This is a genomic window from Novosphingobium sp. G106 (assembly GCF_019075875.1).
In the GTDB taxonomy this organism is placed as follows: domain Bacteria; phylum Pseudomonadota; class Alphaproteobacteria; order Sphingomonadales; family Sphingomonadaceae; genus Novosphingobium.
Genome location: NZ_JAHOOZ010000001.1, coordinates 2,220,996 through 2,245,139, shown reverse-complemented (window position 1 = coordinate 2,245,139; position 24,144 = coordinate 2,220,996). Strand labels below are relative to the sequence as shown.

Annotated in this window: 22 protein-coding genes and 1 pseudogene; 19 read left to right on the top strand and 4 right to left on the bottom strand. The window is 66.2% G+C overall.

Features of this window, described 5'->3' with window-relative positions; genetic code table 11:
• Positions 1-66: 66 nt before the first annotated feature.
• On the bottom strand, positions 67-849 hold the full coding sequence (gene purC, locus KRR38_RS10785) for a phosphoribosylaminoimidazolesuccinocarboxamide synthase (RefSeq protein ID WP_217401319.1): 783 nt from the start codon (positions 847-849) through the stop codon (positions 67-69).
• 204 nt (positions 850-1,053) lie between these two features.
• Here purC and KRR38_RS10780 point away from each other — a divergent pair, with 204 nt between their 5' ends.
• A complete protein-coding gene (locus tag KRR38_RS10780) occupies positions 1,054-1,509 on the top strand; it encodes a MaoC family dehydratase (protein WP_309141015.1) in 456 nt (151 codons plus the stop codon).
• On the opposite strand, the gene KRR38_RS10775 is transcribed toward KRR38_RS10780, so the two are convergent.
• Entirely contained in the window at positions 1,506-1,970 is a 465-nt protein-coding gene (locus KRR38_RS10775; RefSeq protein WP_217401317.1) for a low molecular weight protein-tyrosine-phosphatase, read from the bottom strand. The two genes, KRR38_RS10780 and KRR38_RS10775, sit on opposite strands and share 4 nt — an antisense overlap.
• 114 nt (positions 1,971-2,084) lie before the next feature.
• Here KRR38_RS10775 and KRR38_RS10770 point away from each other — a divergent pair, with 114 nt between their 5' ends.
• The 4 genes from KRR38_RS10770 to KRR38_RS10755 all read left to right on the top strand — a co-directional run bounded on the left by KRR38_RS10770 (position 2,085) and on the right by KRR38_RS10755 (position 5,001).
• Positions 2,085-2,465 (top strand): PRC-barrel domain-containing protein, encoded by a 381-nt coding sequence (locus tag KRR38_RS10770; protein WP_217401316.1) that lies wholly within the window; start codon positions 2,085-2,087, stop codon positions 2,463-2,465.
• Between the two features lie 98 nt (positions 2,466-2,563).
• Positions 2,564-3,073, top strand: coding sequence for an acyl-CoA dehydrogenase family protein (locus tag KRR38_RS10765; RefSeq protein ID WP_217401314.1), 510 nt, complete (start codon positions 2,564-2,566; stop codon positions 3,071-3,073).
• Positions 3,074-3,088: 15 nt separating this feature from the next.
• Positions 3,089-3,691 carry an acyl-CoA dehydrogenase family protein gene (locus KRR38_RS10760; RefSeq protein ID WP_217401312.1) on the top strand — a complete coding sequence of 201 codons (603 nt, stop codon included), beginning with the start codon at positions 3,089-3,091 and terminating at the stop codon, positions 3,689-3,691.
• Between the two features lie 26 nt (positions 3,692-3,717).
• Positions 3,718-5,001, top strand: coding sequence for an acyl-CoA dehydrogenase family protein (locus KRR38_RS10755; protein WP_217401310.1), 1,284 nt, complete (start codon positions 3,718-3,720; stop codon positions 4,999-5,001).
• A 2-nt stretch (positions 5,002-5,003) separates the two neighbouring features.
• Here KRR38_RS10755 and KRR38_RS10750 read toward each other — a convergent pair whose 3' ends face one another.
• Positions 5,004-5,960, bottom strand: coding sequence for an alpha/beta fold hydrolase (locus KRR38_RS10750; protein WP_217401308.1), 957 nt, complete (start codon positions 5,958-5,960; stop codon positions 5,004-5,006).
• A gap of 79 nt (positions 5,961-6,039) precedes the next feature.
• Complete coding sequence (locus KRR38_RS10745; protein WP_217401306.1) at positions 6,040-6,849, bottom strand: sterol desaturase family protein; 810 nt, start codon at positions 6,847-6,849, stop codon at positions 6,040-6,042.
• A gap of 426 nt (positions 6,850-7,275) precedes the next feature.
• Here KRR38_RS10745 and KRR38_RS10740 point away from each other — a divergent pair, with 426 nt between their 5' ends.
• The 14 genes and pseudogenes from KRR38_RS10740 to KRR38_RS10675 all read left to right on the top strand — a co-directional run bounded on the left by KRR38_RS10740 (position 7,276) and on the right by KRR38_RS10675 (position 24,136).
• The gene (locus KRR38_RS10740) at positions 7,276-7,587 is read left to right on the top strand and encodes an STAS domain-containing protein (protein WP_217401304.1); all 312 of its coding nucleotides are present in this window, start codon (positions 7,276-7,278) and stop codon (positions 7,585-7,587) included.
• Positions 7,587-7,955, top strand: a complete 369-nt coding sequence (locus KRR38_RS10735; RefSeq protein WP_217401302.1) for a response regulator — start codon at positions 7,587-7,589, stop codon at positions 7,953-7,955. Before KRR38_RS10740 ends, KRR38_RS10735 begins: the two co-directional genes overlap by 1 nt.
• The gene (locus tag KRR38_RS10730) at positions 7,952-9,985 is read left to right on the top strand and encodes a chemotaxis protein CheA (protein WP_217401300.1); all 2,034 of its coding nucleotides are present in this window, start codon (positions 7,952-7,954) and stop codon (positions 9,983-9,985) included. The genes KRR38_RS10735 and KRR38_RS10730 overlap by 4 nt, the downstream gene beginning before the upstream one ends.
• 8 nt (positions 9,986-9,993) lie before the next feature.
• A complete protein-coding gene (locus tag KRR38_RS10725) occupies positions 9,994-10,476 on the top strand; it encodes a chemotaxis protein CheW (protein ID WP_217401298.1) in 483 nt (160 codons plus the stop codon).
• 44 nt (positions 10,477-10,520) lie between these two features.
• Entirely contained in the window at positions 10,521-12,350 is a 1,830-nt protein-coding gene (locus tag KRR38_RS10720; RefSeq protein ID WP_217401296.1) for a methyl-accepting chemotaxis protein, read from the top strand.
• 106 nt (positions 12,351-12,456) lie between these two features.
• Positions 12,457-14,166: a methyl-accepting chemotaxis protein gene (locus tag KRR38_RS10715; RefSeq protein ID WP_217401294.1), complete on the top strand. Its 1,710-nt coding sequence runs from the start codon at positions 12,457-12,459 to the stop codon at positions 14,164-14,166.
• Positions 14,163-14,651, top strand: a complete 489-nt coding sequence (locus KRR38_RS10710; protein ID WP_217401292.1) for a chemotaxis protein CheW — start codon at positions 14,163-14,165, stop codon at positions 14,649-14,651. Before KRR38_RS10715 ends, KRR38_RS10710 begins: the two co-directional genes overlap by 4 nt.
• A gap of 54 nt (positions 14,652-14,705) precedes the next feature.
• Positions 14,706-15,563: a protein-glutamate O-methyltransferase CheR gene (locus KRR38_RS10705; RefSeq protein ID WP_217401290.1), complete on the top strand. Its 858-nt coding sequence runs from the start codon at positions 14,706-14,708 to the stop codon at positions 15,561-15,563.
• On the top strand, positions 15,563-16,645 hold the full coding sequence (locus tag KRR38_RS10700; RefSeq protein WP_217401288.1) for a chemotaxis response regulator protein-glutamate methylesterase: 1,083 nt from the start codon (positions 15,563-15,565) through the stop codon (positions 16,643-16,645). Before KRR38_RS10705 ends, KRR38_RS10700 begins: the two co-directional genes overlap by 1 nt.
• Positions 16,646-16,665: 20 nt before the next feature.
• Positions 16,666-18,423, top strand: coding sequence for a hypothetical protein (locus KRR38_RS10695; RefSeq protein WP_217401286.1), 1,758 nt, complete (start codon positions 16,666-16,668; stop codon positions 18,421-18,423).
• Between the two features lie 41 nt (positions 18,424-18,464).
• Positions 18,465-21,984 (top strand): annotated as a pseudogene (gene putA / locus KRR38_RS10690) (bifunctional proline dehydrogenase/L-glutamate gamma-semialdehyde dehydrogenase PutA).
• A gap of 59 nt (positions 21,985-22,043) precedes the next feature.
• Complete coding sequence (locus KRR38_RS10685; protein WP_217401284.1) at positions 22,044-22,604, top strand: nuclear transport factor 2 family protein; 561 nt, start codon at positions 22,044-22,046, stop codon at positions 22,602-22,604.
• A gap of 99 nt (positions 22,605-22,703) precedes the next feature.
• Positions 22,704-23,231 carry a DUF2271 domain-containing protein gene (locus KRR38_RS10680; RefSeq protein WP_217401282.1) on the top strand — a complete coding sequence of 176 codons (528 nt, stop codon included), beginning with the start codon at positions 22,704-22,706 and terminating at the stop codon, positions 23,229-23,231.
• An 8-nt stretch (positions 23,232-23,239) separates the two neighbouring features.
• Positions 23,240-24,136 (top strand): DUF4198 domain-containing protein, encoded by an 897-nt coding sequence (locus tag KRR38_RS10675; protein ID WP_254514740.1) that lies wholly within the window; start codon positions 23,240-23,242, stop codon positions 24,134-24,136.
• The last annotated feature ends 8 nt before the right edge of the window (positions 24,137-24,144 follow it).

Sequence of the window (24,144 nt, the reverse complement as noted above, 5' to 3'; positions counted from 1 at the left end):
CCTCAGGGGACGCGATAAGTGCACTTTTGCTCGGTCGCGTAAAAACGACCGAGCAAATATAATGCCTCACTTGCCGCGAAGTTTCCGGTGCTTCGAAAGATCGAACACTTCGGAAGGACCGTTGTCGTCCTGCAGCAGGCCGAGGCGGCGGGCGACTTCCTGATAGGCTTCCTGCTCTCCGCCGAGATCGCGGCGGAAGCGGTCCTTGTCGAGCTTCTCGCCCGTGGTCATGTCCCATAGGCGGCAGCCGTCGGGGCTGATCTCGTCGGCCAGGATGACGCGGCTGTAGTCGCCTTCCCAGATACGGCCGAATTCAAGCTTGAAGTCGACCAGGCGGATGTTGATCGCCGCGAACATGCCGCAGAGGAAATCGTTCACCCGGATCGCCATCGCCGAGATGTCCTGCATCTCCTCGTTCGAAGCCCAGCCGAAGCAGGCGATGTGCTCTTCGGCGATCATCGGATCGCCCAGCGCATCGTCCTTGAAATAGTATTCGATCAAGGTGTGCGGCAGCGGCTCGCCCTCGGGGATACCGAGGCGCTTGGAGATCGACCCGGCGGCGACGTTGCGCACGACCACTTCGATCGGGATGATCTCGACCTGGCGGATCACCTGCTCGCGCATGTTGATCCGGCGGATGAAGTGATTCGGCACGCCGATGTGGTTGAGCCGCGTGAAGACATACTCGCTGATGCGGTTGTTGATCACGCCTTTGCCCTGGATCGTGCCCTTCTTCTGGGCGTTGAAGGCCGTGGCATCGTCCTTGAAGTACTGGATCAGCGTGCCGGGTTCGGGGCCTTCGTAGAGAATCTTGGCCTTGCCCTCGTAGATCTGGCGGCGACGGGACATCATGCGTTCCTTGGGAAATGCTAAGCGAGCGAATTCTTGGCGAAATCGAAAAGTACGAAAAGTAAGCCCCGGCAGAGGCAGGTCGCTTGCGCGTCTGCACGGCCGGGGCGTCGCCCCGCTATATAGGCAAAGCCTCGACAAAAGCAAACTGGCGGGGGGCTGTCCAAACCGTGCAGAACAGGGAAAACGAGAGGGTGGAACGACGTGAGCAATGAAGTTGATGCGTTCATTCAGAGCGAGCAGGGCAAAACCTATGTGTCGGACTGGATGCTGGTCGACCAGGACCTGATAGACCGCTTCGCCGATACCACGCGCGACTGGATGTTCCTCCACGTCGATCCGGTGAAGGCGGCCGAGACCGAGTTTGGCGGGACCATCGCGCATGGCTTCCTCGTGCTCTCGCTGTTCGCGCCGCTACGCTCGGAGACGCCGCGGCCGCGGCTGCCGGGGATGCGGACGGGGGTGAACTACGGTTTCGACAAGGTCCGCTTCATCAGTCCGGTACGCTCGGGCAGCCGGATCCGCGGGCACTTCACCATCGCCGAACTGCGCCGCGACGGCCCGGGCCAGGTGCGCGAGGCGATGGATGTGACGCTCGAGGTCGAAGGCGTCGAACGGCCGGCGGTCGCAGCGCGCTGGCTGACCATGTATCTGCTCTAGCCGCGCAATTCCCTGACTAATGCCTCCGCCGCGAGGCTGACCTCGCGCCAGGTGTCGGCGAAGCCGGCGTCGTCGCCGAAGTAGGGATCGGCCACCGATCGCCCGGCCATTCCGGGGACCTCGTCGAGCAGCAACGCGAGCTTCGCCGTGCCGTCCGCCGGAGCCAAGGCACGCAAGTTGGTGAGATTGTTGCTGTCCAGCGCGTAGATATGGGTAAAGCGGCGGAAATCGTCCGGGCTGACCTGTCGCGCGCGGTAGCTCGAGATGTCGATACCGTGGCGAAGCGCTTCGGCCTGGGCGCGACGATCGGGCGGATTGCCGACGTGCCAGTCGCCCGTGCCCGCGGAATCGGCCTTGGCGTCTAGCCCCGCTTTCGTCGCAGCCTCGCGGAATGCGGCCTCGGCGAGGGGTGAGCGGCAGATGTTGCCGAGGCAGACGAAGAGCAGCGCGGGCTTGTCCATCGGGCGGGGGATAGGGCGGCATCACGCGGCCTTCAATCCCGGAGAACGGGAACCCTGGCCACGGCCCGTCCGTTTCCTTCTTACGCTAGGATACAACCACGAGAGGAACGACCCATGGTCGATACGCTCAACCCCGTTGCCCAGGAACGCCACCGCCTGATCGCCTCTGACCGGGTCGAGGGCACCAAGGTCTATGATCGCAAGGGCCACAAGCTCGGTTCGATCAAGAACTTCTTGGTCGGCAAGGTCAGCGGCCAGGCCGAATATGCGGTCATCGAATTCGGCGGCATCCTAGGGTTAGGCAACGACTATTACCCGCTGCCCTGGGGCATGCTGTCCTATGACACCGACAAGGGAGGCTATGTCGTCGACGTAACCAAGGAGCAGCTCGACGACGCGCCGCGGCACGGTGCGGCCTATCCGGAATATGACCATAACTACGGTCGCCGGATCTTCGACTACTATGCGATGGCCTATCCCTATCCGTTCATCTGATCGGGCTGCCGCAGGTTCATAGCGGCGATCGTATTCGCCCCTTTGCGCGCCGTCTGCTTCTGTGTTTTAGCATTCTCGCACAACACGGGAGAAACGGCGTGGACGTTACCGCAACCGACGACCAACTGATGCTGCGCGACATGACGCGGCGGTTCCTCGAAGAGCGGTCGCCGATCGGCGCAGTGCGTCGGCTGGCAGACGGCGGCGAGCGGATCGACCTCGGTGCCTGGCGCGAGGGCGCGGAGCTCGGCTGGATCGCGCTGTTCGTTCCTGAAGCGCACGGTGGCATCGCCGAAATGTCGGAAGGCGTGGTGGATGCCGCCATCGTCGCCGAAGAACTCGGCCGCGTGGTGTTCTCCGGGCCGTTCCTGTCGTCCTGCGTTGTCGCCGACGCCGTTTCTCGGGCGGGAACGGCCGAGCAGCAGGCGAGCATTCTTCCGGGCCTGGCCAGCGGTCAAACGATCGCAGCCTGGTGCCTGGGCGGCACGGGCGCTGCAGCCGGGGCTGAACCGGGCGCCATCACCGCGGGGCGCGGCTACGACGGTTATATCCTCGATGGCCTCGCGGGATCGTCGAGGACGCTGAAGTCGCCGACCTGCTGCTGGTGACCGCAATGGGCGACGATGGCACATCGCAATTCCTGCTGCCGGCCTCGATGCCGGGCATCACGATCACGCCGCTCGCGGCGCTCGATCTCGGCCGCCGGCTGGCAGAGGTGCGTTTCGAGAGCGTTCGGGTTTCCGCGGGGGGCGCTGCTGGGAGCCGCCGCCGACGCGGCCGATCAGGTCGAGCGGCAGCTCCAGGTCGCGCTAGCGCTGCAATGTGCCGAAACTGTCGGCGTCACCGACCGCGCGCTCGAATTCACGCTTGAATGGGTCAAGGAGCGCTATGCCTTCAACCGCCCGATCGGCTCGTTCCAGGGGCTCAAGCACCGGCTGGCGGACCACGCCGCGCAGCTCGAAGGCGCCAAGGCCGTGGCCGCTCACGCAGCCAAGGCGGTGCAGGCGGGAGCGCCCGACGCGGCCATCGCGGTCAGCGTCGCCAAGAGCCACTGCGGCCGCTTCGCCACCGAGATCATCCGCGACTGCGTGCAGATGCACGGCGGCATCGGCGTGACCTGGGAGCACGACATCCATTTCTACCTGCGCCGGGCGGTCTCGAACGAGCAGCTCTGGGGCACGCCCGCCGTCCATCACGAGCGGCTCTGCCGCATTGCAGGTCTCTAGGGCCGGCCTTTGAGGGAGGAACGACAATGCTGAATTCTGCAGAAGAGCGCACCGGTCCCCGCCAGACCACTGAGGACCGCGACACCGACGAGCAGCGCGCTTTCCGCCTGCGCGCGCGTCAGTACATGGGCGGCCGCATGCCGCCGCGGGTGCCGGGCGAGCCGGCCAATGCCTTCGAGGATGTAGCCCTCGTCAACCGCGACCGCGAGATCCAGCGCATCCTCTGGGACGGCGATCTTGCCGGCATCACCGTGCCCAAGACCTATGGCGGGCAGGGGCTCGACCACCGCTTCGAGGAGATCTTCTACGAAGAGGCCGAGCCCTACCGTCTCGCCTGGCACTTCGGCAACGCCTTCAACATCGTCCTGCCCGTGCTGCTGGTGAACGGCTCCGAGGAGCAGAAGAGCAAGTATATCCCCAAGATGCTCAGCGGTGAGCAGCTTTGGTGCCAGCTTTTGTCCGAGCCTTCGGGCGGATCGGACCTCGCCGGCTGCCTGACGCGCGCCGAGAAGCGTGGCGACGGCTGGGTGCTCAACGGCTCGAAGGTCTGGACCAGCGGCGGCCACGTCTCGGACATGGGCCTGTGCCTCGCGCGCACCGATCCCACCGTGCGCAAGCATGCAGGTCTGACCATGTTCCTCGTCAACATGCATGCGCCGGGCATGACGATCCATCCGATCAAGCTGGTCCGCGGCGGCAGCGATTTCTGCCAGGAATTCCTCGACGACGTCGCCGTGCCCGACGAGGACCGCGTCGGTGAGGTTGGCGCCGGCTGGAAAGTCGCGCAGACCCAGCTCGCCTCCGAGCGCGCCGGCATGGCCAAGGGCTGGCACGCTGGCCTGCGCCAGGCGGCGGCCTCCGAGCAGATTCAGCTCTCGCAGCGCTATGTCGATCTGGCGCGGTCGCTCGGCCGGGCCAAGGACCCATTGGCGCGGCAGGCGGTTGGCGAGGCCTTCGTCATCGACACGGTCTACAACCTGACCGGGCAGCGGATCGGCAAGGGGCTACGCAACAAGACGCTGCCCGACTCTGCGGGTACCGTCTCCAGCCTGCTCGTTGCGCGCACCGACGTGCGGCGCACCGCGTTGCTGTCGGCGCTGGCCGGGCCGGTCGGTGTCGCGGCACCGCTGGGCGCGGAGCCCGACATCGGTCTCACCCGCGTGACCACGCATCGCATCGGTGGCGGCACGCTCGAGATGCAGCTCAACCTCGTCGCCGAGCGGCACCTCGGCCTGCCGCGCGAGCCGGGCTACGATCCCGAGATGCCGTTCAACCAGATGCGGCACAATGCCATGCCGGCGAAGGGGTAGGGCTAGCCTGCGCGGTCGGCGACCTGCGCGATGAAGGCGTCGAGCCGGCGCCAGATCAGTTCGCGCGTCCCCGCGAAGTTGTGCATGTGCGCCATCCTCGGCGCGACGAACAGCGCGAGGTCGCGGGTCGACATGAAGGCGGCGAGTTCGCGCAAGCTGTCCTGGCAGACGTCGCGCTCGCCCATGCCCAGCAGCACCGGCACGGTGACGACCGCGGCCGCGCCCGAGAGGTGGCCGGGCAGCAGTCCGCCGCCGGCATTCGGCGTGGTCGCGCTGCGCCAGTAGGGCAGGGCCCCCGAGCCACGCTGGCCGGCGATGTCGGCCTCGGCGAAGCGTTCGGGCACGTCTTCCCAGTGGAACGCAAACTGGAAGTCGAAGCCGACCAGCGCCGAGAGGCCGTTCACCGGATCGGTCTGGCCCATCAGGCTGACTTCCTTGCCCACTTCGCGCGCGGGCAGGCGGGTCGAGACCACGCTGCTGCCGAGCATGGCGAGCGCGTCGAAGGTCTTGTGACCGGCTTGCATGAGCAGGCCGATATGGCCGCCCATCGACTGGCCGACGCCGACTACTACGGCCGGGTCGATCGCTTTGATGGCCGAGTCCAGCGTGCCGCTGCGCAGCTTTTCGAGGATGACGCCGACCGCGGCGTGATTTGCCTCGGCGCAGGCGGTCAGGCTCGCCTCTTCGAGATCGGGAATGTCGCTGTCGCCGACGCGCAGGTGGTCGAACGCCACGACCACGACGCCTCGGGCGACGTGATGCTCGGCTTCGCTGTAGCCGGCCTCGCGCAAGTCGAAATAGTGCCGCGTATAGCCGCCGCCTGGCATGGCGACGAGCAGTGGCGGGCGGGGACCCAGCGCGGCGTCATCGGGCAGGTGGACGGTTGCGGCGAGCGTCCAGGCCTTGCCGCTGCTCTGTGTTCCGGTGTCGATGCGCAGTTCGATCCGCCGATGGCCCATGCCGCTCTCCCGCGCCGCTTGAATGCGGTCTGCGGGAGAGGATAACGGCTATGGCAGGGCGATCAACCGCAGACCAAAGTCAGGCCGCGCTCGGCGTGTTCGGCTTCTGCTTGGACTGCGGACGCTTCGCGCCGTCGCCCCAGCCTTTGCCATGGTCGATCGTGCCGAACAGCCAGTCGTAGAGCAGCGTGATCGTCGCGAAGTTGCCGCCGGTGAACCGCGCGTGGTGGTTGTGGTGCATCTTCGACAGGAAGCTCAGGTACTTGAACGGAAACCGATCGGCTTCCCACAGCGTGTGGTTGTGCAGGTTGATCTGCGAGAAGGCGACCCAGGTGACGACCAGCGTGACGACGTGGAAATTGCCCATCGGGAACGACAGCAGGAAGATCGTCAGGACGAAGAGCCCGAGCCCCATCGCCACCTCGATCGGGTGGATGTAGCTCGAATCCATGCGGCAGGGGTTGTGCTGCCGGTGGTGGACGGCGTGGACCCACATCAACGGACCGCCGAGGAACTTGCTATCGTGGAACAGGAAGCGGTGCATCAGGTAGTAGAAAAAGTCGTAGACCATCAGGACGATGACGATGTCCGACAGCACGTTCCACCATGGCTGGGCTTCGGTCGTCAGGCAGAAAGGCAGGATGCCCGCGAAGATGACGACGAGATAGAGCCCGGCCCACTTGCGGTTCCAGGCCTGGTTCTGCGCATAGGCCGGGCGCTCCATCTTCTTCGCCAGCGTCTCGCTGTTGAGCTTGTGGGCTGCGCCAAAAGCCGGAATCAGGCGGACGACGCGTCCTGCCAGCGACACCGCGATGATGCCGAGACCGGCATAGAGCGAGAGCAGCCAATTGTAGTGCTCGGCCAGAAAACCCAGGAATCCCGTATCCATCAATTCCACCTTTTAGGTCCGTTTCCGCGGATATCCGCGTGAGACCAGTGTTCTCAGGCTACTAATAGCCGGTGTGGCTCATAATTCAAGAAAGTTAAAGGATACGCAACCGTGTGGTTTCGCACAGATCGCCGGGGCGTCGTGTCGACCCAGGGTTGCGGTTCGGGCGTGATGGTGAAGGAACCGTTGCCTCGCGATCAGGTACAAGACCGAAAACGACCTATAAATATATCCATTTCGGATTTGAGTTGTATATTGATGAATCAGGTATTATTTTTGGCCTATGTGATAAGACTATATCCAATGTAGTATTTATAAACTATGTTGGATCAACTAGCGGTAACCTAAATACCGTGTTCATAAATATTGGCTTATCTGGCTAACGAGCGAAGTCTGATCGACTTGGTGCGAATAGCCAGGAGTATAATGGCCGTGGAAGTGCAGTTTGCCACAGGATCCAGCGTCACCACGCGGACCGTTGCAGAATTCGCCGCGCGATTAGGCGATTCCGCCCCAGCGGATCGTGTTGTCATCGACGTCTCGGAGCTCGAGGACGTCGATCTGACCTTTGTTCAGACGGTCGACGTCTATCGCGCTGAACTGGCCGAAGCCAGCCGCGTGCTGGCGCTGAGCACGCAGGCCAACCCCAACATCACGTCGCTGCTTGCCCGGTGCGGTTACCGGGAAGGCGCGGATCCATCCGACCTCGAATTCTGGATTGGTGAGGAAACCGTATAATGTCTGCTTCCATTCTTGCCGTTGACGATTCCGCTAGCCTGCGCATGGCGATCAAGATCGCGCTGACCGGGGCCGGCTATAAAGTCACCGAAGCCAGCGATGGCCAAGACGGGCTGGGCAAGGCCAACGCCGAGCGCTTCGACCTGATCCTTACCGATCTCAACATGCCCAATATGGACGGGCTGTCGATGATCCGTGAGATCCGCAAGGGCACGCTCCAGACCGGCGTGCCGATCCTCTTCCTCACCACGGAATCGGATGATGCGGTCAAGGCCGAAGCCAAGGCCGCCGGCGCCACCGGCTGGCTGGTCAAGCCTTTCGTGCCCGACCAGCTGCTGCGCGTCGTCGGCAAGGTGCTCAGCCGATGAGCGGCGGCGATCCAGTCGCGGCCTTCCTCGTCGAGGCCGGCGATCTGCTCGACCAGGTCGAGCAGGACCTGCTCGACCTCGGCCGGAACCTGCAGGACGATGACCTGATCAACGCCGTCTTCCGCGGCCTTCATACGCTGAAGGGTTCGGGGGCCATGTTCGGCTTCGATGGGCTCGCCAGCTTTACCCACCACTGCGAGACCGCCTTCGACCGCGTGCGTAAGGGCAAGGCCGCGGCCACGCCCGAGCTGGTCGACGCCATCCTTTCGGCCAAGGATCACATGGCTGCGCTGCTCGATCGCGACACCCCGGCTGACGGGGCCGAGGGCGAGGCGATTCTCGGCCGCCTGCGCAGCGCGATGGAGGAAGACTCGGATCAGCCCGCCGCGGCGGTGGTCGTAGTCGAGACCCCTTCAGCGCCCGCGGCATCGGTTGGGTGGTCGATCCGCTTCTATCTGCCGGGCGGCTGCCTGGTGAACGGGCTCAACCCGCTCGGCCTGCTCGACGAGCTGCGCGAATTGGGCGAGGCTGAGGTCGCCGTGCTACGCGACCGGTTGCCGGCGCTCGCCGAATTCGATCCGACCCAGTGCTATTTCGGCTGGGACGTGACGCTGCGCGGCGACGTCTCGCGCTCCGACATCGAAGACGTGTTCATGTTCGTGATCGACGACATGGAGCTGCAGCTCGAGCCGCTCCATCAGAGTACGGCCGATGCCGACCCCATCGTAGAGTTCCCTCCGGAAGCGGCAATTGCACCCGCTGCTTCCCACTTGCCGGCGCCGCCGCACTCTCCCTCCCAGGCGGCGCCGGCATCTTCTTCTTCCCCCGCACCGACAAAGGACCGGCCGGTCGAGAACGTCCGCGTTCCGGCCGAGCGGCTCGACGAGCTGATGGACCGCGTCGGCGAACTCGTCATCGTCCAGAGCCGGCTGTCGCAGATCGCCCACCACGATACCAATACCGCGCTGCGCTCCGTCTCTGAAGATATCGAGCGGCTGATTTCCGAACTGCGCGACACGATGATGGTGCTGCGCATGGTGCCCGTGTCGACGCTGTTTGGCCGCTTCCGCCGTTTGGTCCACGATCTGGCGCACGAGACCGGCAAGTCGATCTCGCTGGTCACCGAAGGCGAGAGCACCGAGCTCGACAAGACTGTCATCGAGCGGTTGGCCGACCCGATGGTCCACCTCATCCGCAATGCTTGCGATCACGGCCTCGAAACGCCCGACCTGCGCGAGGCGGCGGGCAAGCCCGCGACCGGCGAGGTCCGGCTCAGCGCGCTCCAGGCGGGCGGCGAGGTCATCATCAAGATCCGCGACAACGGCCGCGGCATGGACCGCGACCGCATCCGCGCCAAGGCCGAAGCCAATGGGCTGATCCAGCCGGGGCAGGTGCTGAGCGACCAGGAACTGCTGCAGATGATCTTCGCACCGGGTTTCTCGACCGCGGCCGAAGTCACCAACCTCTCGGGCCGCGGCGTCGGCATGGACGTGGTCAAGCGCACGATCGAAAGCCTGCGCGGGACGATCGACATCGCCACCCAGCCCGGCGAGGGATCGACAATTACCCTGCGCATTCCGCTGACCCTGGCGATCATCGACGGCCTGCTCGTGGGCGTCGGCGAAGGCCGCTACGTCATCCCGCTCTCGGCGGTCGAGGAATGCATCGAGCTGAGCCTCGAGGAAGACCTGCGGTCGCGTGGTTCCAGCCTGATCAAGCTGCGCGACCGGCTGGTGCCGTTCCTTCGCCTGCGCGAGGTTTTCGCCACGGGCACCCGGCCCGACACGTTCCAGAAGATCGTCGTCATCGGCACGGGCACGGCCAATGACTCCGGGCGCGTCGGCCTCGTGGTCGACCAGATCATCGGCAACCACCAGACCGTGATCAAGTCGATGTCGCCGCTGCACAAGGATGTCGCAACCATCGCCGGCGCGACCATCCTCGGCGATGGCAGCGTCGCGCTGATCCTCGACGTCATCCAACTCATCGCCCGCGGGCAGCAATTGGAGGGGCAGCAGCAGGCTGCCTGAGACAACCCATGGACAACGAACTCATCCCCTGGAACGATCAGGGTCAGCTCGAAGTGCTGACCTTCCACCTCGACCAGGACATCTTCGCGATCGAGGCCGGACTGGTCTGCGAGATACTCGACCTGCTGACCGAGACCGCCGTGCCAGGCTCGCGCGATCTCGTCGGCAGCGTCGTCAACTTCCGCGGCAAGGTCATCCCGATCGCCGACCTCCGGCTGGCATTCGGCCTGCCGCGCGGCGAGGCGACGATCGACGCGCGCATCGTCGTGATCGAGCTCGACCTCGACGGCGAGCCGGTGCTGATCGGGCTCAAGACCGACAAGGTGCTTGAAGTGACCACGCTCGGCCAGGAGACTCGCGAGCCGACGCCCGCCGTCGGCATGCGCTGGCGCCGCGATTTCATCCGCAGCCTCTTCCGGCATGGCGACAGCGTCGTGGTCCTGCCGAACGTCGAGGCGATCTTCGCGCGCGCGGAAGCAGCGGCGGCCTGAACTTTAAACCATTCACATAATTCAAGATTTTTAGGAGACTGGCGATGAAAGGCCGGACGACAATTCTCAAGAAACTGTTGCTGATCCCCGGCGTCCTGCTGGTGCTCATGCTGATCATCGGCGCTGTCGGCTTCTACGGCATGCAGCAGACCGTGGCCGGCACGAAGTCGATCTACGAGGACCGCGTGGTCGCGCTGCGCGACCTCAAGGCCGTATCCGATGCCTATGCGGTCAACATCGTCGACGCGAGCCACAAGGTGCAGATGGGCAACATGTCGCCCGAGCAGGGTCTCGACAGCGTCACCAAGGCCGCCGCGACGATCCAGGAGCACTGGAAGGCCTATACTTCGACCGAACTGAGCGGCGACGAGCCGGGCCTCGTTCGCGATGCGCAGCCGCTGATGACCAAGGCGGATGCCGCCACGGCCAAGCTGCGCACTATCCTGCAGACGCGCGACATGAATGCGCTCCAACAGTTCCGCACGACCGAGCTCTATACGGACATCGATCCGGTAACGACCGTCGTCGACAAGCTGACGCAGGTGCAGCTGGCCGAGGCCAACAAGCTCTATGACGCATCGAAGGCGCTGTTCACGCAGCTGACATGGCTGGTCGTCGTGACCGTGCTGCTGTCGATGGTCATCGGTGCCACCGTCGCCTTCATGATCGGCCGGCGTATCGTCCAGCCAGTCCAAGTTGTCACCGCGGCGATGGAGCGGCTTTCGGTCGGTGACCTGCCGCCGCCCGTCCAGGTGAATTCGAACGACGAGACGCGCGATCTTGCCGACATGATGAACACCATGACGGCGAACCTGCAGGCGACTGCAGACGTCGCGGAGCAGGTGTCGCAGGGCAACCTCACCGTCGATCACAAGCCGCTCTCGGCCGAGGACAAGCTGGGTAACTCGCTGCTCCGCATGGTGCAGCGCCTGCGCAGCGTCGTCGGCGAGGCCGTGACCGCCGCGCAGAACGTCGCCTCGGGCAGCGAACAGCTCTCCGCCACGTCGGAGCAGATGTCGCAGGGGGCAACTGAGCAGGCCGCCGCCGCAGAGCAGGCTTCTGCCGCGATGGAGGAAATGGCCGCCAACGTGAAGCAGAACGCCGACAACGCCGCGACCACCGAGAAGATCGCCCGTCAGTCTTCGAAGGACGCAGAAGCCAGTGGCATTGCGGTCGAGAAGGCGGTCACCGCCATGCGCACGATCGCCGAGAAGATCTCGATCGTCCAGGAGATCGCTCGCCAGACCGATCTGCTCGCGCTGAACGCCGCGGTCGAGGCTGCGCGTGCCGGTGAGCACGGCAAGGGCTTCGCCGTCGTCGCTTCGGAAGTGCGCAAGCTTGCCGAGCGCAGCCAGGTCGCCGCCGCCGAGATCGGCGCCGTGTCTTCCGACACGATGACCGCGGGCGCCGAGGCCGGCGAAATGCTGACCAAGCTGGTGCCCGACATTCGCCGCACGGCCGAGCTGATCAGCGAGATCAGCGCCGCTTGCCGCGAACAGGACATCGGCGTCGCCCAGATCAACGAGGCGATCCAGCAGCTCGACCAGGTTACCCAGCAGAACGCTGCCGCTTCGGAACAGATCTCGGGCACTTCGGGCGATCTCGCCAGCCGCGCCGAAGAACTGCAGAGCAGCATCTCGTTCTTCCGCACCGGCGCGCCGGACACCGTCCGCCGCGAAGCTGCTCGCCCGGCTGCGGCCGCCCCGGTTCGGCGTGCCGCACCGGCCAAGCACAAGGCGCTGGCCAAGCCCGCCGCCGTCAAGCCGAAGCCCAATTCGGTCGCCGGCCAGCAGGCCCGCGCCCAGGGCTTCGCACTCGACCTGTCGAGCGGCGGCCCCGACGCGGACGACCTCGACTTCGGCGAGGCCGCCTGATCTCTGGAGACGGCCGCGGGCCAGGGACCTCCGGCCGTCTCTTGATCCAATTCCCTCAATCGAACTGAATTGACTGCAATTCAGGCTTTTACCGGAAGGCAAGCAGATGCGAGCAACAATCAAACTCAAGCTGGTTGCGACCTTCGCACTCCTGCTTGTCATCATGTCGGGGATCATCGCACTTTCAGTCAGCCGCATGAGCGGCCTCGACGAAAGCATGAGCGCAGTGATCAGCGGCCCCGCCAAGCAGCTCGATCGCGCCCGCGCGATCGACTCCGGCATCGGCATGATCGTCCGCGGCGAAAAGAACCTCGCGATGAACGAGGATCCGCGTCTCGAGCGTGAGTTCGATGCGTCGATCACCACGTGGCGCGGCCAGGTTCGCCAGCTGATCGACGAAGCCAATGCCAAGCCGGCTGAAGCGACCCGCGCGCTCTGGGCGAAGCTCGACGATCAATATGCCGAGTTCGTCGCGGTCAACGACCGGGTGCGCGCGCTCGCCGCCAATGACGGCAAGGCCGCTGCCGAGCTGTCGATGGGCGAATCCCGCGCCCGTGCCCAAGCGCTGACCAAGACGATCGAACTGCTGGTCAAGAAGCAGCAGGAAATGATGCAGGCGGCCGACGACGAGGCCACGGCCCAGTACGAGTCCGCACGGACGACGATGCTGGTCATGGGGGTCGTTGCCTTCCTGCTGACGATCGCCGCCGCCGGCTATCTCTCGCTGATCATCACGCGCGGCCTCAAGAGCGCGGGTGACGCACTGCGCCAGGTAGCCGATGGCGATCTGACCCGCATGGTCGAAGTCCGCACCCAGGACGAGATCGGCGACTTGCTGAACGTGGTGAACACCATGATCGAGCGCCTGCGTGACGTGGTGGGTGAGGCCAATGCTGCCGCGACCAACGTCTCGGCCGGCAGCCAGGAGCTTTCGGCGACCTCCGAGCAGGTCTCGCAAGGCGCGACCGAGCAGGCTGCCGCCGCCGAGCAGGCTTCGGCCGCGATGGAAGAGATGGCCGCGAACGTGAAGCAGAACGCCGACAACGCCGCGACTACCGAGAAGATCGCCCGCCAGTCGTCGAAGGACGCCGAAGCCAGCGGTGTTGCTGTCTCGAAGGCTGTCACGGCCATGCGCACGATCGCCGAGAAGATCTCGATCGTCCAGGAGATCGCGCGCCAGACGGACCTGCTCGCGCTCAACGCCGCGGTCGAAGCTGCCCGTGCCGGCGAGCACGGCAAGGGCTTTGCCGTTGTCGCTTCGGAAGTGCGCAAGCTTGCCGAACGCAGCCAGGTCGCCGCGGCCGAGATCGGTGCCGTGTCGTCCGATACGATGACTGCGGGCGCCGAGGCCGGTGAGATGCTGACCAAGCTGGTGCCCGACATCCGCCGCACGGCCGAGCTGATCAGCGAGATCAGCGCGGCCTGCCGCGAGCAGGACATCGGTGTCGCCCAGATCAACGAGGCGATCCAGCAGCTCGACCAGGTGACCCAGCAGAACGCCGCCGCTTCCGAGCAGATCGCCAGCACGTCGGGCGATCTCGCCAGCCGCGCCGAGGAGCTGCAGGCCAGCATCTCGTTCTTCCGCACCGGCGGCCGCGAGGCGCGCTCGGCAGCGCGCAGCGTGACTGCCTACACGCCCAAGCCCACGGTGAAGCCTAAGGCCGCGGCGAAGTCGGCCTCGGCGAAGCCCGCCCCGGTCAAGCCGAAGGCCAATTCGGTGGCCGATCAGCAGGCCCGCGCCCAAGGCTTCGCGCTCGATCTGTCCACTGGCGGACCGGACGACGACGACCTCGACTTCGGGAGCCAGGCAGCATGAGCGGTACGGACGAAATGGTGCAGGCCGTCACTTTCGGTCTCGGCGCGGAGACTTTTGCGATCCCGGTCAATCTCGTCCGCGAGATCCTGGATCACCGCGAGACCTTCCATATCCCCGGGGCGCCGGCCTGGCTGCTCGGCATCACCGATGTCCGTGGGCAGGGGGTGCCGACGGTCGACCTGCGCGCGCGCCTCGGGCTGGCCGTGGCGGACGTCACGCCGACCACGCGGATCCTCGTGGTCGACGTGCCGCTGGAAGGCCGCGCGCTGACCCTCGGCCTGATGGTCGACCGCGTGCTCGACGTCAGCACCTTCGGCGCCGAGCAGATCGAGGCTGCGCCCGACATCGGCATCCGCTGGTCGTCGGAATACATCCTCGGCGTCGTGCGCCGCGAGACCGGCTTCGTCGTGCTGATGGACGTCGCGCGGATATTCTCGGGCACGTCCGATGCGGCGCTGCTTTCGCAGATGTCCGCCGCCGCCTGATCTGAAGCGGGGGTGGCGATCGCTGCCCTGCTTCCAACGAAACAAGGGGATCAAATGTCCAGGGCCCAGGCGCGACGCGCGGCACCGATCGGCGAGGACCATCTCTCGCAGCGCAATTTCTCGCGCGTCGCCGCGCATATCTACGAGCGCGCGGGGATCATCATCACCGACAACAAGCGCACGATGCTCGAGAGCCGGCTGCGCCGCCGGCTGGCGGTGGTCGGCGCGCACGACCTCGACGCCTATTGCGACGTGGTGTTCTCGGGCGACCGGCCGGAGGAGGAAGAGCATCTGATCAATGCGATCACCACCAACAAGACCGATTTCTTCCGCGAGCCCAAGCACTTCGACTATCTGCTGAGCCATATCCTGCCCGACCTCGTCGATGAGGGTGCGCGCAAGATCAAGGTGTGGAGCGCTGCCTGCTCGACCGGGGCCGAACCCTACACGATCGCCATGCTGCTCGATGACTATCTGGCCGGCCGCGGCCGCACCGGTTACGAGATCATGGCGACGGACATCGACACCAATGTCCTGAACGCGGCGCGGCGCGGCATCTACGACGTCGAGATGATCGACCCGATCCCCGGGCACCTGCGCCGCAAATATGTGATGATGGCCAAGGATCCCAAGCGCGGTGAGGTCCGCATGGCACCGAGCCTGCGTGCCTCGATCGCCTTCGGTCGGCTCAACCTTATGGACTCGCGCTATCCGGTGGAGACCGGGATGGACCTCGTGTTCTGCCGCAACGTCCTGATCTATTTTGACAAGGCCACGCAGGAGGCGGTCGTCAACCGGCTCTGCGAGAACCTCAAGCCCGGCGGCTACCTTTTCCTCGGCCATGCGGAATCGGTCCTCGGCTTCACCGTGCCGCTAACCCAGGTCGCCAACACCGTTTTCCGGAGGAACTGATGCCGAAAGTCCGCACCCGCGTCCTGGTGATCGACGATTCCGCCAGCGTCCGCCAGACGATGACCTCGATCCTCGAGCAGGATCCGGAGCTCGAGGTGATGGCCACGGCTTCCGATCCCTTCGCTGCGGCGAAGATCATCCAGCAGACGCTGCCTGACGTGATCACGCTCGACGTCGAGATGCCGCGGATGGACGGGATCACCTTCCTGCGCAAGCTGATGAGCCAGTGCCCGATCCCCGTGGTGATGTGCTCGTCGCTGACCGAGGAAGGCTCTGAGACGCTGCTCCAGGCTATGGAGGCGGGTGCGGTCGACGTGATCCTCAAGCCGCAGATCGGCGTCGCCGACCATCTCGTCGAGCATCACCTCGAGATCTGCGACGTGGTCAAGGGAGCCGCGCGCGCGCGGGTGCGCGGGCGGCCTTCGCGGATTGTGGCGAAAGTCGAGCCGCAGGCCAAGCTCACCGCCGACGTGATGCTGCCGCCACCCACCAACCGCGCGATGAGCCGCACCACCGAGAAGGTCGTCTGCCTCGGCGCTTCGACCGGGGGCACCGAGGCGATCCGCCAGGTGCTGACCGCGCTGCCCGCCAATGCGCCGGGCATGGTCATCGTCCAGCACATGCCCGAGAGTTTCACCAAGGCCTTCGCCAAGCGGCTCGACGGGCTCTGCGAAGTCGGCGTCAAGGAAGCCGAGCACGGCGATCCGGTTCTGCGCGGCCATGTCCTGATCGCGCCCGGCGGCCGGCACATGCTGCTCGAGCGCCAAGGCGCGCGCTATCATGTCGCTATCAAGGACGGGCCGCTGGTCTCGCGGCACCGCCCTTCGGTCGACGTGCTGTTCCGCTCGGCGGCGCGCGCGGCCGGATCGAACGCGATCGGCGTGATCATGACCGGCATGGGCGACGACGGTGCGCGCGGCATGCTCGAGATGAAGCAGGCTGGCGGGCGCACGATCGCGCAGGACGAGGCGACCTCGATCGTCTTCGGCATGCCCAAGGAAGCCATTGCCCGCGGCGGAGCCGAGCGCGTCGCGCCGCTCGGCTCGATCGCCCGCGAATTGCTGCAAGCTGCGGCAGCATAAGATTCAGAACGGAGAGCGCAGTGTTTCACAGCAATATCATGGCAAGCGACACCGCAGGCGTGGCCGGACCCGGCTCCGCCGCGCTCCTTGCCACCGTCCGCCTCGAACTCAGCGGGGTAGCCTCGCGGATCGATGCGCGGTTCGTCGAGGCCGGGACCACGCTCGGCACGATGCTCGAGACGATCGACGGCCTGATGCTGCGGCTCGACGGCATGACCGGCGCACTCGGCGCCGATGAGGCCGGCGCGGCCGTGACCGAGCTGACCGATGCGGCGCGTCTGATCTCCGAGCTGCCCCGGCGCAGCGAAATGCGCAACGATATCTTCGTCGGCATCCGTCAGACCGTAGCCCATCTCGAATCTGGTCTTGGCGCGATCAGCAAGATCCTCTCGGCGCTGCGCATCCTCTCGGTCAACATCCGCATCGTCGCGGTGGAAGAGCCGACTTTCGACAAATGGGTCGATTCCATCGGCGCACAGCTGTCTGCCGGCGAGGACGAGCTGTTGCCGCTGGTCAACCTGGTCGGCCGGCTCAAGCAGGATGTCTGGCGGGTCGAGGACGTCGAGGGCCAGCTCAGCGCTGAGACCGCGAAAGTCCTGCCCGCCGCGCCCAACCGCCTGCTGCGCGACGCGGCGACGCTGGTCGAATACCAGGACATGATCGCCCAGACCGTTACCTCGGTTGCCGACATTGCTCGCGGCGTGCAAGCGCGTGTCGCCGCGGTGCTCGTCGCCCTGCAGGTCGGTGACAGCGCGCGCCAGCGGATCGAGCATATCTCCGCCGGACTGGCCCTGCTCGAGGAACGCCTGGGTCACGGTGGGCTGGACGACGACAGCGCGCGGCAGCTCGAAGCGGCCGTCGTCGGCCTGATGGCCGAACAGCTCACCGACACGACGGAAACGCTGCAGAAGGAGATCGCCGACCTCAGCGCTTCGATGGCCGGCATCGCCAATGACGCGCGCAACCTGCTGTCAATCAGCGGGAAGGGGGACAGCGGCTCGGTCGGCTCGACGATCCTCAAGAGCCTCGACGAGGGCATTCACGTCGTGGAGGCGCTGACGATGCGCCTGCGCCAGACCAATGCCGAAGTAACGGGCATCGTCCGCAACATCCTGATCGCGCTCGACGGCCTCAACGAGCGCATCCTCGTCGTCGCCGAACTGCGCGACGAGGTCGAGCAGGTCGCCGTCAACGTCCGCCTCAAGTGCCAGCATGCGCGCAAGAGCGGGCCGGCGATCGGCGTCATCGCCACCGAGGTGCGGCGCTATTCGGGGCAGCTCAACGAGACGATCATGATGATCAGCAAGGACCTGGTCGATCTCGGCACGCTCAACGAATCGCTGCGCCACGAGAGCGAACTGGCCGACCAGGTCGACATCCGCCGCATGCTCGAACAGTCGCTGAGGGCGATCGGCGCAGGCTGCGAGACGGTCAATTCGTCGCTCGACGGCGCCCTGACGGATTCGAGCGCTGCGATCGACCTGATCAGCTCGGCGACGCTCGATCTCGACGGGAAAGGCGATCTGAGCCAAGCGCTGCAGCGGATGCTGGTGCTGGTCGCCGAGGTGGACTGGACTGCGCCGATCGCCGACGAGGGCGCGGAAGCGGTCAAGCACGATATCCTCGGGCGGATCTTCAAATCCTACACGATGGCGCGCGAGCGTGAGATCCATGTGGCCCGCTTCGCCATGCCTGATGCGCCGGCGCCGGTCGTGCTGGGCGATGCCGTGTCCGGCTCCGGCGGTGACGACGACTTCGACGACGACATCTTCCTTTGACGGGGTGAGCGAGACGCGCGTGATCTGCTATGATCGCGCCAATGCCCGACCAGCCATCGCCGTTCGCCCGCTTCGCACCGCCCGTCCGACTACCGGATTACCGGCGCCGGGCGATCACCGCGGCCACGCGCATTGCCGAGCCCGAGGCGGTTGCGCACCTGCTCGATGCTGCCTCGCTGAGCGAGACGCAGCGCAAGGCGGTGCGGGCAACCGCGCGGTCGCTGGTCGAAAAGCTGCGGGCCAAGCCGGTGCGCGGCGGAGTCCAGGCGCTGGTCCAGGAATATGCGCTGTCGAGCGAGGAAGGCGTCGCGCTGATGTGCCTCGCCGAGGCGCTGCTGCGCATTCCCGACGATGCGACGCGCGATGCGCTGATCCGCGACAAGATCGCCCATGGCGACTGGTCGGCGCATCTCGGCGACGGCCGCTCGCTGTTCGTCAACGCCGCGACCTGGGGACTGGTGGTGACCGGCAAGCTGGTGTCCAGCGCCGACGACCGCGGGCTGTCGGCGGCGCTGACCCGGCTAGTCGCGCGCATGGGCGAGCCGGTGATCCGCCGCAGCGTCGACGTCGCCATGCGCATGCTCGGCGAGCAGTTCGTCACCGGCGAGACGATCGACGAGGCGCTCGAGCGCGCGCGACCATTGGAAGCCCAGGGCTTCGCCTATTCCTACGACATGCTCGGCGAGGCGGCGATGACCGCGCGTGACGCCGCGCGCTACCGCGCCGACTACGAGGCCGCGATCCACGCGATCGGCAAGGCTTCGGCCGGGCGCGGGGTCTATGCGGGGCCGGGAATCTCGATCAAGCTCTCGGCGCTGCACCCGCGCTACACGCGCGCGCAGGCAGAGCGGGTCATGGCCGAGCTGCTGCCGCGCGTGCGCGATCTGGCGGTGCTGGCGCGATCGTACGACATCGGGCTCAACATCGACGCCGAGGAGGCTGACCGGCTCGAACTGTCGCTCGACATCCTTCAGTCGCTGGCCGAGGACCCGGCGCTCGCGGGTTGGCAGGGGCTGGGCTTCGTCGTCCAGGCCTATGGCAAGCGCTGCCCGGCGGTGATCGACTTCGTTATTGCGCTTGCGCGCGATACGGGCCGGCGGATCATGGTGCGGCTGGTCAAGGGCGCCTATTGGGACGCCGAGATCAAGCGCGCGCAGGTCGACGGGCTGAGCGGCTTTCCGGTCTATACGCGCAAGGTCCATACCGACCTGTCGTTCATCGCCTGCGCGCGCAAGCTGCTCGATGCCCGCGATGCCGTCTTCCCGCAGTTCGCCACCCACAACGCCCAGACCTTGGCGACGGTCTATGAGATGGCCGGGCCGGACTTCCGACCGGGGGACTGGGAGTTCCAGTGCCTCCACGGCATGGGCGAGCCGCTCTATTCCGAAGTCGTCGGGCCGGCGAAGCTGAACCGTCCCTGCCGGATCTATGCGCCGGTCGGCACGCACGAGACGCTACTGGCCTATCTCGTGCGGCGACTGCTTGAGAACGGGGCGAATTCCTCGTTCGTCAACCGGATCGGCGATGAGGATGTGCCGGTCGAGGCGCTGATTGCCGATCCAGCCGAGGAAGTGCGGGCGATGTCGCAGCCCGGAGCGCCACATCCGGGGATCCCCTTGCCGGCCGACATTCTCGGCGCGCGTTGCAATTCCGCGGGACTGGACCTTGCCGACGAAAGCGCGCTCGCTGCACTAGGCGATCAACTGGCGGCGAGTGCGGCTCAGGATTGGCGCGCGGCTCCGAGGTGCGGGGGCGGTCCGTTCCGGCTGGTGAGCAACCCCGCTGACCGTCGCGAGATTGTCGGAACGGTCTCCGAAGCGAGCGAGGCGGAAGCCGGCGAAGCCGTGCGTTGCGCCGCCGCAGCCGCGCCGGGCTGGGCGGCGACGCCGGTGGACGAACGCGCGGCGATGCTCGAACGTGCGGCCCATGCGATGCAGGCAGAAATGCCGACGCTGATGGGCCTCGCGATCCGCGAGGCGGGCAAGGCCGCGGCCAATGCCGTGTCCGAAGTGCGCGAGGCCATCGACTTCCTGCGCTACTACGCGGCCGAGGCGCGGCGGACGATCGGGGCAGGGCAGAAGCCGCTCGGCCCGGTGGTATGCATCAGTCCGTGGAATTTCCCACTGTCGATCTTCACCGGCCAGGTCGCGGCGGCGCTGGCGGCTGGCAATACGGTGCTCGCCAAGCCGGCCGAGGAGACGCCGCTCATCGCCGCGCAGGCGGTGTGCATCCTGCACGAGGCGGGTATTCCCGCCGAGGTGCTTCAACTCGTCACAGGCGCTGGCGAAATCGGCGCGGCGCTGGTCGGTGCGTCCGAGACGATGGGCGTGGTCTTCACCGGCTCGACCGAAGTCGCGCGGCTGATCCAGAAGCAGCTTGCCGTCAGGACCGCACCGGATGGCCGCCCGATCCCCCCTGATCGCCGAAACCGGCGGACAGAACGCGATGATAGTCGATTCCTCTGCGTTGACCGAACAGGTCGTCGCCGACGCCGTGGCCTCGGCTTTCGACAGCGCCGGCCAGCGCTGCTCGGCGCTGCGGCTGCTCTGTCTGCAGGAGGAGATCGCCGACCGCACGCTGGCGATGCTCAGGGGCGCGCTGGAGGAACTGCGTGTCGGCAACACTGAGGCGCTGCGGATCGACGTCGGCGCGGTCATTACCGAGGAGGCGAAGGCCAACATTGTCGGCCATATCGAGGCGATGCGCGCGGTGGGCCACAAGGTCCACCAACTCGCGCTCGGCACTGCCACGGCGCAGGGCAGCTTCGTCCCGCCGACGATCATCGAGATCGGCGCGGTGTCCGAGCTGAAGCGCGAGGTGTTCGGCCCCGTGCTTCACGTCGTCCGCTACCGCACGGACCGGCTGGACGCCCTGGTCGATGCGATCAACGCGACGGGCTACGGCCTGACTTTCGGCCTGCATACGCGGCTCGACCAGACGATCGAGCGGGTCACACGCCGGGTCAGGGTCGGCAACATCTATGTCAACCGCAACGTGATCGGCGCGATCGTCGGCGTGCAGCCGTTCGGTGGGCGCGGGCTGTCGGGCACCGGCCCGAAAGCCGGTGGACCGCTCTACCTGACGCAGCTGGTGAGCAACCCGCAACCCAGCGGACTGCAGGTCGGCAGCGAGGTCGAACTCAATGGCCCGGTCGGCGAGCGGAACGTCTATGCCTGCCACCCGCGAGGGCGCATTGCCTTGCTGGCGCGGACCGAGGCCGGGTTGCGGGCGCAGCTCGCGGCAGTGGAAGCCACCGGCAACCGAGCGGTGATCGCCACTGGTCATGCTCGGCGTGACTGGCTCGACGGTTCATCGACGGCCGATTGGTCCAAGGCAGCGCTTGCCGAGCCCGACCTCGCCGCTGTGCTGGTCGAGCATCCCGACGACGTTTCGGTCTGCGCGCAGGCCCTGGCCGCGCGCGAAGGGCCGATCGTGTCGCTGCAGCTCGCGGCTGACGGCGGCTATGTGCTCGGTTGGCTGCTCGAGGAAGTCGCGATTTCGACCAACACCGCGGCCGCGGGCGGCAATGCCAGCCTGATGACGATCGGCGAGGGATTGTAACGCCTTCTCTCGTGCTCGTCAGTCTGGTAGCAGGCTGAGAATCATAAAGGGAGGATGCGATGAGTCTCGAACAGGAACTGGCCGAACTGCGTGCCACGGTGACCTATCTCAAGGACCGGCAGGACATCCTCGACTGCATTCAACGCGAAAGCCGCGCGCGCGACCGGCAGGATGTCGAGCAGATCGCCGGCTGCTGGTGGGAGGACGGCGTCGACGAGCACGGCGCGGTGGTGACTTTCGCGCCGGACTATCCGGACAAGGCCAATCTTGGCCATTCGATGAATTTCAACCTGACCAGCCACAACATCACCAACCACATTTGCGACCTCGATGGCGATGTCGCCAATTGCGAATCCTACGTGATCGGCGGACTTTACTGGCTCGACGGCAAGAGCACGACGATCGCCATCGGCCGCTATCTCGACCGGCTGGAAAAGCGCAACGGCGAATGGCGGATCGTCGTGCGCCGCTGCACGATCGAGACGACCGCCGATTGCGACGGCACCTGGATCCACTCGAAGAACGTCAAGGGCTTCCTCAAGGGCCTGTGGAGCAAGGAAGACCCCTCCTACGAACGCCCATACGAATGGAAGCCCAAGGAGGAAGGCGTTCGCTGGTGACGACAATCTGATACAGACGGGGCGTTGCAACTGCGAATCGTTCGCGATATCGCGTTGCGCATCAGATCAGCCCTTTCTGTGCCAGGAGCAGTCCGCCCCATGCCTCATTCGCCTCTCGTGATTTCCGGCCGCATCGTTCTCACCGGCGCGGTGCTCGGTTCTGCCGGCGCGCTCGCCGTTCCTGCTCATGCGGACACACTGGACGTGGCGCTGACGCTGCCGCGGATGAGCGTCGCCGAATATCACAAGCCCTACGTGGCGATCTGGCTGGAGAAGGCGGGATCGCCGGCGCGTACGCTCTCGGTCTGGTATGACCAGGGCAAGCGCAACAACGGCGGCACCAAGTGGCTGCGCGACATTCGCACCTGGTGGCGCGAATCTGGCCGCGGGATGCAGTTCCCGGCCGACGGCGTCAGCGGCGCGACGCGTGCACCGGGGCCGCAGCGGATTGCACTACCGGTCGGCACCCTGGCGCCGGGCGCCTATACACTGGTGATCGAGGCCGCCCGCGAGGCCGGTGGTCGCGAGGCGGTGCGCGTGCCGTTCAACTGGACGGGCGGCCGCGTCAGCGGACGCGCGACCGGCCAGTTCGAGCTGGGTGCGGTCAACCTGACCGTGCAGCGGTGAGGGGCATCATGAACAAGCAGGCGATGAACAGATTTCGCCGGCAGGCGCTGCTGGCGATGGCCGCGGCGATGGTCTTCGCCGCGCCGGGCGCCGAGGCCGCGCCGCGCGCCTGGATGCTGCCTTCGGACACGATGTTCAGCGGCGGTGGCGACGACTGGATGACGGTCGACGCAGCGATCTCGACCGATCTCTACTTCTTCGATCACCCGGCCCAGCCTTGGGAGCCGGTGGCCTATGCCCCCGACGGCACGACCTTCGCGGTCGAGAACCGCGCCTCGGGCAAGCTGCGCTCGACCTTCGACGTGCACATGACCAAGCCGGGCACCTACAAGATCGCGGTCTTCACCAGCCAGATCATGGGCAGCTACCTGCTGGGAGGCGAGCGCAAGATGCTGCCGCGCGGCACCACCGAAGCGACGCTGGCGACCGCCGTGCCGCAGGGCGCGACCGAACTCTGGACCGCGCCGAACAACCTGCGGCTCGAGACTTTCGCCACGGCCGGCCAGCCGACCGAGGGCGTCTTCGCGCCGACTGGCAAGGGGCTGGAGATGGTGCCGGTAACGCACCCGAACGACCTCGCCGTGGGCGAGAAGGCGACCTTCCAGTTCCTGCTCGACGGCAAGCCCGCGGCGGGCCTGCCCGTGGTCGCGATCCCCGGCGGCATCCGCTACCGCGCCGGCCTCAAGGAGATCGATGCCGTCACCGATGCTCAGGGCAAGGTGACGATCACCTGGCCCGAGCCGGGCATGTACTGGGTCAGCGTCACCTCGGCGCCGCCGCGGCCGCCCGAGGGAGCCGGCCCGCCGCCGGCTGCCGGTGGTCCGGGTGGAGGAGAAGGCCCACGCGCCGTCACGCCGCCGCAGCGCCGCGATACCTATGCGATGACTCTGGAAGTTGTCGGCTGATTGCCGGC